The organism is Candidatus Poribacteria bacterium (assembly GCA_021295715.1).
In the GTDB taxonomy this organism is placed as follows: Bacteria; Poribacteria; WGA-4E; order WGA-4E; family WGA-3G; genus WGA-3G.
In genome coordinates, this window is record JAGWBV010000155.1 from 1 (window position 1) to 8817 (window position 8817).

9 protein-coding genes are annotated in these 8817 nt (G+C 49.5%); 4 read left to right on the forward strand and 5 right to left on the reverse strand.

Annotated elements, in window-relative coordinates; genetic code table 11:
* The 4 genes from J4G07_22170 to J4G07_22185 all read left to right on the forward strand — a co-directional run.
* Nucleotides 1–189 (forward strand): hypothetical protein (locus J4G07_22170; protein ID MCE2416692.1); only part of this gene is annotated, 189 nt, incomplete at its 5' end.
* 69 nt (nt 190–258) lie between these two features.
* Entirely contained in the window at nt 259–1293 is a 1035-nt protein-coding gene (locus tag J4G07_22175; protein ID MCE2416693.1) for an AAA family ATPase, read from the forward strand.
* Complete coding sequence (locus J4G07_22180) at nt 1290–2651, forward strand: hypothetical protein (protein ID MCE2416694.1); 1362 nt, start codon at nt 1290–1292, stop codon at nt 2649–2651. Before J4G07_22175 ends, J4G07_22180 begins: the two co-directional genes overlap by 4 nt.
* 26 nt (nt 2652–2677) lie before the next feature.
* Nucleotides 2678–4303, forward strand: a complete 1626-nt coding sequence (locus tag J4G07_22185) for a ParB-like nuclease domain-containing protein (protein MCE2416695.1) — start codon at nt 2678–2680, stop codon at nt 4301–4303.
* A gap of 454 nt (nt 4304–4757) precedes the next feature.
* Here the strand turns inward: J4G07_22185 and J4G07_22190 are convergent, their stop codons facing one another.
* The 5 genes from J4G07_22190 to J4G07_22210 all read right to left on the reverse strand — a co-directional run.
* Nucleotides 4758–5342, reverse strand: coding sequence for a tyrosine-type recombinase/integrase (locus J4G07_22190; GenBank protein MCE2416696.1), 585 nt, complete (start codon nt 5340–5342; stop codon nt 4758–4760).
* Nucleotides 5343–5354: 12 nt separating this feature from the next.
* Nucleotides 5355–6008, reverse strand: a complete 654-nt coding sequence (locus J4G07_22195; protein ID MCE2416697.1) for a hypothetical protein — start codon at nt 6006–6008, stop codon at nt 5355–5357.
* Nucleotides 5995–7260 carry a site-specific DNA-methyltransferase gene (locus J4G07_22200; GenBank protein ID MCE2416698.1) on the reverse strand — a complete coding sequence of 422 codons (1266 nt, stop codon included), beginning with the start codon at nt 7258–7260 and terminating at the stop codon, nt 5995–5997. The genes J4G07_22195 and J4G07_22200 overlap by 14 nt, the downstream gene beginning before the upstream one ends.
* 220 nt (nt 7261–7480) lie before the next feature.
* Nucleotides 7481–8464 carry an HNH endonuclease gene (locus J4G07_22205; protein MCE2416699.1) on the reverse strand — a complete coding sequence of 328 codons (984 nt, stop codon included), beginning with the start codon at nt 8462–8464 and terminating at the stop codon, nt 7481–7483.
* Between the two features lie 48 nt (nt 8465–8512).
* Nucleotides 8513–8817 (reverse strand): hypothetical protein (locus J4G07_22210; GenBank protein MCE2416700.1); only part of this gene is annotated, 305 nt, incomplete at its 5' end.

The window sequence follows — 8817 nt, forward strand, 5'->3', positions numbered from 1 at the left end:
GCGCGTAACGTCAATATGCGTAAATTTGAAATTACACGCATCCCCGGCAGCCACCTCACTGAGCCTGCCAACCCATCAATCCACACATCCAGCACTGACCTCAAAGCCCCTGTGCTTGAAACCCTTGCCGAGATTGCCTGTCTCATTGCGAGCGGCATTGTCGGCTGGATCATATATGTCGTCTTTTAGCGTAAAAGCGGGTTGACCACCGCAAATGAACAACCCGCTTTTTTGAGCATACAGAAGGAGTACACTCAAATGAAATTTAACGCAATTGTAGACATTCTACAAGAGAAATTCGTCTTTTCCGAACAGCCAGCGAGACTTCTAACGCTCGCACTGGCATCAAAAAAGAACTGTATCCTTTTCGGCGATGCCGGACACGGCAAGTCCGAGATGGTGGAGACAGTTATTGAAGGGTTGGAACTTTCCAACGATTGCTTTGTGCAGTCGTTCGGTGAAGGCATGGACGAGGCACGGCTTTGGGGAGGTCTCGATTTCCGCGCCTTTGAAGATGAGAAGGTCCTTCACTTTGCCCCGCACCGATCCTTTCTGAACTACCGCGTCGCGGTCTTTGAAGAACTCTTTGACGCGCCTGCAATTGTCCTTCAATCGCTGAAGGACACGCTGACCGCCCGCGAACTCCGAAACGGTGAGCAGCGGTTCAAGATGAAAACACAGACGATTATTGCGCTCACGAACCGACACCCGTTCGAGATTTCCGAACTCGGTGCAGCAGCACATGCCCTTGTCGAGCGTTTCCCGCTCCAGCACGAGGTGAAATGGGAATCTTATACCGGCGAGAATTTCCGTGCCCTCTTCAAGAAAGTGAAACCGGGTATATCCAGCGAGATACGAGAGAATCTCGCTGATATGATCGGTGAGGTACACGAAAATGGTGGGTTCATTTCACCCCGCTCCGCCGTCCACGCGATCGAAGTTGTAACAGCTGGAGACTCCGCCAACTATGACGCACTCGCATTCATCCCCGGATTTGAAGAAGTCCACGAAGGACTTCAATCCAAAATTGAAGCGATGGAGGCGCGGCGGGAAGCAAAGGCATGGATAGTAGAAATCAGTGAGTCCAGCGAAACTCTAATCGCGAAGGTGGAACGCGAAAACTCACCGATCAAACTCCTCCAATTGACCAAAAAACTCAATGAGCAAGATGGGCTCTTGGAGGAACTGGCTGTGCCAGATAACATGGTACAGGAGCGAGACACCCTCCGGAAAAAGGTGCAGGATGCCGCCCAAGCAGCGCATCGACGCGCCCTGGAGGTTACATACGAATGACTTTCAGAACCAAACCTCCAATCCACTATATCTCCCCGACCCCCACAGAAATCCGTGGAGCCGCAGAGGCAGTGAAACTAAAAAAATGGTCACCCGATTTCGTCGCCGATCTCGCAAACGTCGCCGCGGGCGGCGAAGTCCTACCCTCACACCAGTGGCGACATCTTGTTGAACCCACCGCTGGGAAGCGAGATAGGGACGGTGACTATTTCTATCGCGATGAAACAAGAGACGGTCACTATACGCGGGACGCTGAGAAAGCACTCGCTATGCGTCAGAAATATAGCAACCCCAAAATTCTGAACATGGCAGTGCAGACGCACGAAAACGTCTGCCGATTCCTGCGGACTGTCGATTTCACCGGCGTGCCGGGCGACTCGCCTCTCCAAAAAGCCGTCTCGCTTCTGAAAATTATGTCCGAACGCGACGGCTGGCGCGGTGGCGCAGAAGGCGATCCGCTTCCTATCTTCGCGGAAGGCGACGCGCAAGACGAAGCTGAAACACTCAACGATCTGCTTGATGATATAGAATCCCTCGACGATCTCGAAACCCAGCTCCTGGAAGAGGATGATGCGGAGAAAGGGGCAGGCAGTGGACACGGACGGATGCAGAAAACCGTCCGACTCGCCCAGGAGATGTTGTCGGGAAAGGAAATATGGTTGCAAGTCTCGCGACACCTCGATAAACTCGCTCGGATGCGGACGGCAAAGCGCGTCAAGGTCTTCCCCGACATCGAGGGCGAGGATGTTCGGCATCGTCCAATCGAAAGTTTTTCGGAGATGCACCGATTACCCCAAACAGAATGGGCACTTCCCAGGAGTCTCCGAAACTACCGTATCGCGACGCGTGCCGCTCACGTCCGTGAACGCGTCAAACGCGAGGAGAAACAGCAGCTGCTCTATATGATGATCGACTGTTCCGGCTCTATGGATTCCGGGCAGCGCATCTATAAGGCAGGCGGTGTTCTCTTTAATCGATTAAAAGCGGTTGTGGCAGGTGACGCACAGATTTTCGTCAGGTTCTTTGACAGCCGGCTTTTTGAGGAACATCACGCAGATACACCCGCCGCGGCGAAGGGACTCATGCAAAGATTCCAGAAGCAAAATTTCAGTGGCGGCGGCACAAACATCGCTAAGTGTGCGCGTGAAACACTTGCCCGGATTGACGAGATTCAAAAGGAAGGATCACTGACGCGGCCCGAACTCGTGATTGTGACGGACGGCGAGGATAACGTATCCAGCCTGAAGCAAGAAGATTTCGGACAGACACGGATGCACGCTTTCGTCGTTGAACGATCCAACGCTGAACTCGTGCAACTTGCACGCAGCACCGGTGGTGTTGGGATCGAAAAACTCTAAACCAATTAGAGAAGGAGCATTTTAGCATGATGAAAACACTGTGGATCGCCCCAAACGACCTTGCCGACGTGTGGACGGTGAACAACCGCAAAGAGAACCCCGGACACATCGAGAGTCTCGCGGAATCTATGCGGCAAAACGGTTACCTGCCCGAATATCCGATCATCGCTCTTGAGGCAGCGAACATCCCCATCCAGACGGATAAACCGTATCTCGTGGCGTGCGGACACCACCGCAGGAAAGCCGCGATCGCAGCAGAGATCGATCTCATTTTTGCCGAAGTCCACGACGGCACCGAGGAGGACTGGATCGAAATGATGTCGCTGGACAACTTCCAGTTCGATGTCGCCTCGAACCCCGGCATCGGACTGGCATTCACCGAGCAGGAGCGACGCGCCGCCTGTTTCCAACTCCTCTTGCTCCCGAAATATCTGCGGAAAACCAACGTCTCCCTCGCAGGCTTATGGAAAGTCGGTGAGGGCACCGTCCGCCGCTGGCGGAAGCAGGTGGAATCGTTAATTAACGAAGACCCCCCGAAGTTGGAAAACGAATGGAACGTTTCACCGGAACGGATTGAAACGCTAAGGTCCGTTATCGCTGACCCGTATCGCGAAAACGAGGAAGGTGATACCGTTGCCGTCCGTCAGAAACCGAAGGAATCTACACCCGAAGAACGCGCCGAGTTCTGGTACAATATCCGGAAAAGTGGGCTGTTCGACCAGCGATCCGATGGCAGCCGGTTTCTCGATCGGAACGGTTTCAAAATGGAGGCTTTCAACGCCTATATCTGTGAGCAGTTCAACGTCAAAGAGAACGGCATCCCGCACCAGTTGTCTATGACGCAACTCAAGAAAATCCATAACTGGATACTGACGGACGACCCAGCGGTTATCGCACGCTGCCAAGAGATCCAGCGCGAAACGGACGCACTCAGCACAGCCCGCAGCGTCTGCTACGACTGGCACGGCAGAGTCGTCCATGCTTTTGACGAGAATTTGAGTCCTACGCCCGGCAATACCCATACACCTGTTCATATCTCAGCGTTGAAAGCCTTCCAAAAACGCGTCAAGAAACAGATCGGGTTCGATTTCGATGCGCGCCACGAGGCGAATACGATCGATCAACTCGCGGAGGTTCAGGAGATGTTTGAACGTATCTACTCGGATATTCGGAACAGAGCCGACTGGGTGCTGATATTCAAAGCGGAGTTTTCCGATAAAGCCCGACAGGACCGTAAGGCACTGGAACAGACATGGAAGGATACCCGTAAGGAGATGTTCACCGCGCTTTCGGAATACCCGCGCGATATAGACGAGGACACGTTCCTCACTCGGTTTGATAAGCGTTCGTTTACTGAGCCCACGCCGGCGATTACCGATGAAACCTTGACGGCAGACATCCGCCATTTCAAGGCTGCCACCGCAGACATCCGTGCCGATACCGAGTGGATGCAAGCCATGCCGGTGCCGATACCGATGATTGTCGCTCTCGGTCTCACAGAGCACATCACAGAACTGGTTATCAAGGTTGAGGGTGGCCGTCGAGAAACCCGGATCGCTGAATTTAATGCAGAGACCGCTGCAGAATGGATACCCGCGGAACTCCAGGAGAAACTCATCAAACTCGCCGATCGGTTTATTTACAAGGGTTAGCAACCAATGGGTTTTCAGTCTTCAGTTATCGGTTAGTGTTCCCTTGCTAAACGAAAACCCTCTTTACCGACTGCCGACTGCCGACGGCTGACAGCCATTAACAAGGAGATGAAACACAATGCCAAAAGGAGAAAACTTGAACGATACCCTCAGACGCAAAGCCGTCGCCAAGACGAACAAGATCATCGCAGAGAAGAAACGTGGAAAAACATACATTTACCTGTAGGGCAATTGGGCTGGGATCTGATGACGGCTGGGAGTAGCTCTTTTAAGAACAAATGCCACGAACCCAGTCATAGCACAATTCGTTATTTTTAGACGATAACACAGGAGAATGTATAATCTTCCATCTTCCGATCGGAGCAAGTGACCTAATGGTCTCTTGAAAAAGGAGGGACACACCCTGCTACACACGCACAATCTCAACGAGATAGACACCATCGTTATTGAAACCCTACGCGGCACCACCATCCAAAGACATTTTCTGCACCGCTCCCAAATACTTCTGGGTCGTCGCGATCGACTTATGCCCTAACATCTCTTGGACGGTAAAAACATCACCCGTCTGCTCATAGAGCCGTTGGGCAAACGACTTGCGAAGGGAATGCGTTGCGAGATGCCCGTTCAAACCCGCAGTCATAAAAGCGTCCTTCAGGACAGTGTGAGCCTCACGCCTCGATAACGGCTTCCGCCCTTGTCCGTTTCTCGATGGGAATAACGGTCGTTTCTTTTGCAGGGTTGCGTACCGCTCTCGATGCCAACCTATCAACGCATCAATCGCTCGCAAGCCGTCTGTATTCACCGGCACGGCTCTGGAGACTTCACCGCCTTTGACGACGGAACGGTCGTAGAGCAGATCGGTGACCGCCTTTCCGTTCTGCCATACGTCCCCGATCCGAAGTGATAGCAACTCACTGATGCGTCCCCCAGTAGAAACACCGATCAGAAATAGTGAGCGGTTGCGGACTTCAAACGTGCCGGTGAAACATGCTGAAACAAGTCGGATCTCGTTGTTGTCAAGGGGTCTTGTGCCTTTCATGAGGTAATCCTTTCACTTCCAAGAATCACCATCGATTGTATCTTCCAAACAATCAAAATTATCGCGAAATTCTTCAAACGCACTATAATCGTGTTTTGTTCCTTTTGTTAGCAGTTCTCCTTCTTTGTTTATGGTCAGTGTAGTTTTCTGATTGTCGGTGATTTGATAAGAAATTATCTGCAAATCATCAAAAAGCGCAACATCTTCAGTTTTGAAAATATAGTAGTTGACATTATCTTCGTCCCAGACTTGTATCCATGCGTAAAATATTCTGGAATCTGCTAAGTGATAACGGATTCGAGCATGGAAACTATACTTTCTGGATTCTTCTCCCGATTTTGTTGTCTTTTTGGGAACTCCCTCGGATGTCTTTACCTGAATGAACCGGACAAGCATTTTTAGGCTATCTTGGAGGCATGTTTCGCAAAGCTGAGTAACTGTTTTACCAGTAGCTTCTTTCCCTTTCTTATTTATATAAGTTTCTTCACGCGTCGCTGCGTTTTTGAAGGTTTTACAGTTTTCACAGTAGCTTTTCAAAATGACAAAATCAAATTTTTCGTCAATATACGCACTATAAACCTGCCATCCTCGTTTATGGAGTTCCATCGCCAATCGCATCTCACCATAAAGACCAATTACGCGCTTATCGCCATTAGATCCACTCATTTCCTAACTCCTTCGGATGGATATTGATAGTACTGGAGAACCGATCCAAAACGGCATCTCTAAACATCGTTCGATTCAGTTCTATTCCAATACTGTTTCGTTTTTGACGAAACGATTCTATTGTTGTCGTGAACGCCCCCGCAAAAGGATCAAGCACAGTGTCATTGACACCTGTAAACACTTGGGTTGCGTATTGAGGGATTTCACTGGGAAAGGGAGCTGTGTGTCCAAGTGTGTTCTGTCCTTTGCTGTTTGTCTTTATTACTGGTGGAAATTGGACTATGTCGCGTCGCCAACGTTGCAGCAAGTCTCCACAAACGAGATTATCGGGTTGTTGTAAATCATTCATTAACTGTGATCGGGCTGAAAAGCGTTTACCGCGATTGGCTGCAGACCGCTCGAAGCAGTCTAAATTCTTACATTCCCAAGATTTGATACCTACCGCGGTGTAGGCATTCCCATTGACTTTGATACAGCCACATACAGGACAGGGATACAGTGTTTCGTCCAGCCGGTGTTTGTAGAAAACAAAAATATGTTCATAGCAGTTGATCGGATATTGATATAAAGGGTAAGGTCTGTTTCCGTTTTTATGCCGTTGGGTCTCAACTTCCCCCTTGTCCCATATAAAATCGTCTACAAACCTAAAACCATGTTTTTCAAATATCGTAGTGAAGTATGCCCCCAAAGGTATCCTGCGTTTTCCCCATACGGATTTAGTGTATAGGTTGTCGTTATCAAATATGTCGCCGACATTAAAAACGAAGGGACGGTGATTATCCAAAACCCGATAACATTCTTCGATAATACGAGACATATCTTCCAAATAGTGATCCAAAGTTTCCCACTGGGAATACTCTCTTGCGTTGTAATATGGCGGGGAAGTGACCATGAGTTGAACGCTTTCACTATCCATACCTTTTAGAAAATCAAGGCAATCCCCCCACAGCACTTTTGGAACACCAGGGTCGGAAAAAATAGACTCATTCAGAGACGGAGAAGCACCAGTATACTCGTTTTGGTATTCCTTCTTAACCAAGGCATAATAAGATTTTACATATTCGGCTATAGTGCGATCTCTGTCACCCCGAATATTCTCAAAGCAATCTACTTTAAATTTGTTCAGAAGGCTTTCACTAAACACGCGCCTCAGATATTTGTCGCTCACTTCAAATATCGTGCGTAGGTACGGATGTGGGGCACTTGCCCCACGTGAAAACTTATTATCCGTGTAATTTTCAGCCAATTCCATAATTGACATCGCCTCCATTTCATGTCTCGTTTCTAATTAACTATTTGGATTACCAGACCAGTCTTTTCTCCACTTGCTATGGTGGAAGGGTGGCAGAGAACGGCATTAGGTTACCGTCTCATAGCAATGCCACCCTAAACTGGATTTGTAGAGTGTATCAGAAAAAGAAATAAATTACAAATTTCGCACCATCCCTCATATACTCACTCGAAACGCTGTGCTACTCTCTCATAACTTCCTCCCGGTGCCACGTCAAGGCATCCTGGGCAGGATAGTGTTCCCCGTCTCTCGGCAACCATATACGTTTGTTGCGCAATTGGGTTAACATCGACGCTGTAGGCCCTTGCTCAGACATCGACGGTGAAACGATAACTTGATAGTCATCGTCTAAAGAAATTAATCCGGTATCAAACGCCCAATGATGCAATTTGCAAAGAGACATTCCATTTCGGATATCGTCGTTGTATGAAACAGAGAAGGGGATAATGTGGGCGGCATCGGTTACACTCTCTCCGCCCGACGCACGGATATTCAACTCACAGACCGCGCAGGTATGTTCATAGATTTGCATGACTGCTCGGCGAAAACCGGCACTCCTCACCGGTGTCTCTGTTTGCACGGACGCTACGTCTCTCTGGATCGAAAATGGGTGTTCGACAGCTTGTATCAATTGTTGGCTATATTCCTCGATGTCCCCCGCTATGTGCTCACGACCAAGGGTTCGGTGTTCCTCAATGACCTGTTCAATCTCATGTCTAATATTTGAAAAATAGGTACGGATCAGCGTCTGACGGAGTATCTCCCGATACTCGGGCATTACGAATAAAAGAAAAAGCGACTCGTCCAGCTTGGCAACAGCATCCGTGTTGCCAAGATACGCCTCTGTAGGAGTTATCGCAGTAGGCCTTGATTGCAGTTCGGCAGGATCCAAGTGCCAGAACCCATTGGTTTTCAGATGAAAAAATGGATTATGAATACTCGGTTGCCAGTTCTCTGTGTTCTCGCTATTGAAAACCGCCATTAGATCTGCAAAGAAAGGCTTCTTCTCTTCGATTTCCCTGAAACGGATACGATTTTCGGAGAGTTCGCCGCTCTCAAGCATCTCCATGATGATTAATAAGAGAAACGGTTTATGAGGTGTCTGCCTGCTGTCCTGTAAGCATTGCAGCCTTGGGATATAGTCTTGTAACGTGTGGATCATCATTTTTTCTTGAAACTCTCTCTGTGAACGACGCGTTTTCCTTTGTGATACTCATCTGATGATGTTAACCTCACTCTCATGGTCATACACATCTTCCTGCACCCGCTTCCGCTCATACACCCAAACCTCCGACACAAATTCCCACGCCGGCGGCACGAGCCACCCATGCCGCTGTTCGACCGCGATCGCAGGCGTGTCCGACGGCACCGAGAACTCCGGATCCTCGTAGATGAATTCGATCTTCTTGAGATGCCACTGCTTCTGCTCGGCATCCCAGTCCTCATAGATCCGCTTGGTGACCGTCCGGAACAGATCGTTCTCGTCGCGATACAGCGACCGAATTTCACTAACTGCCA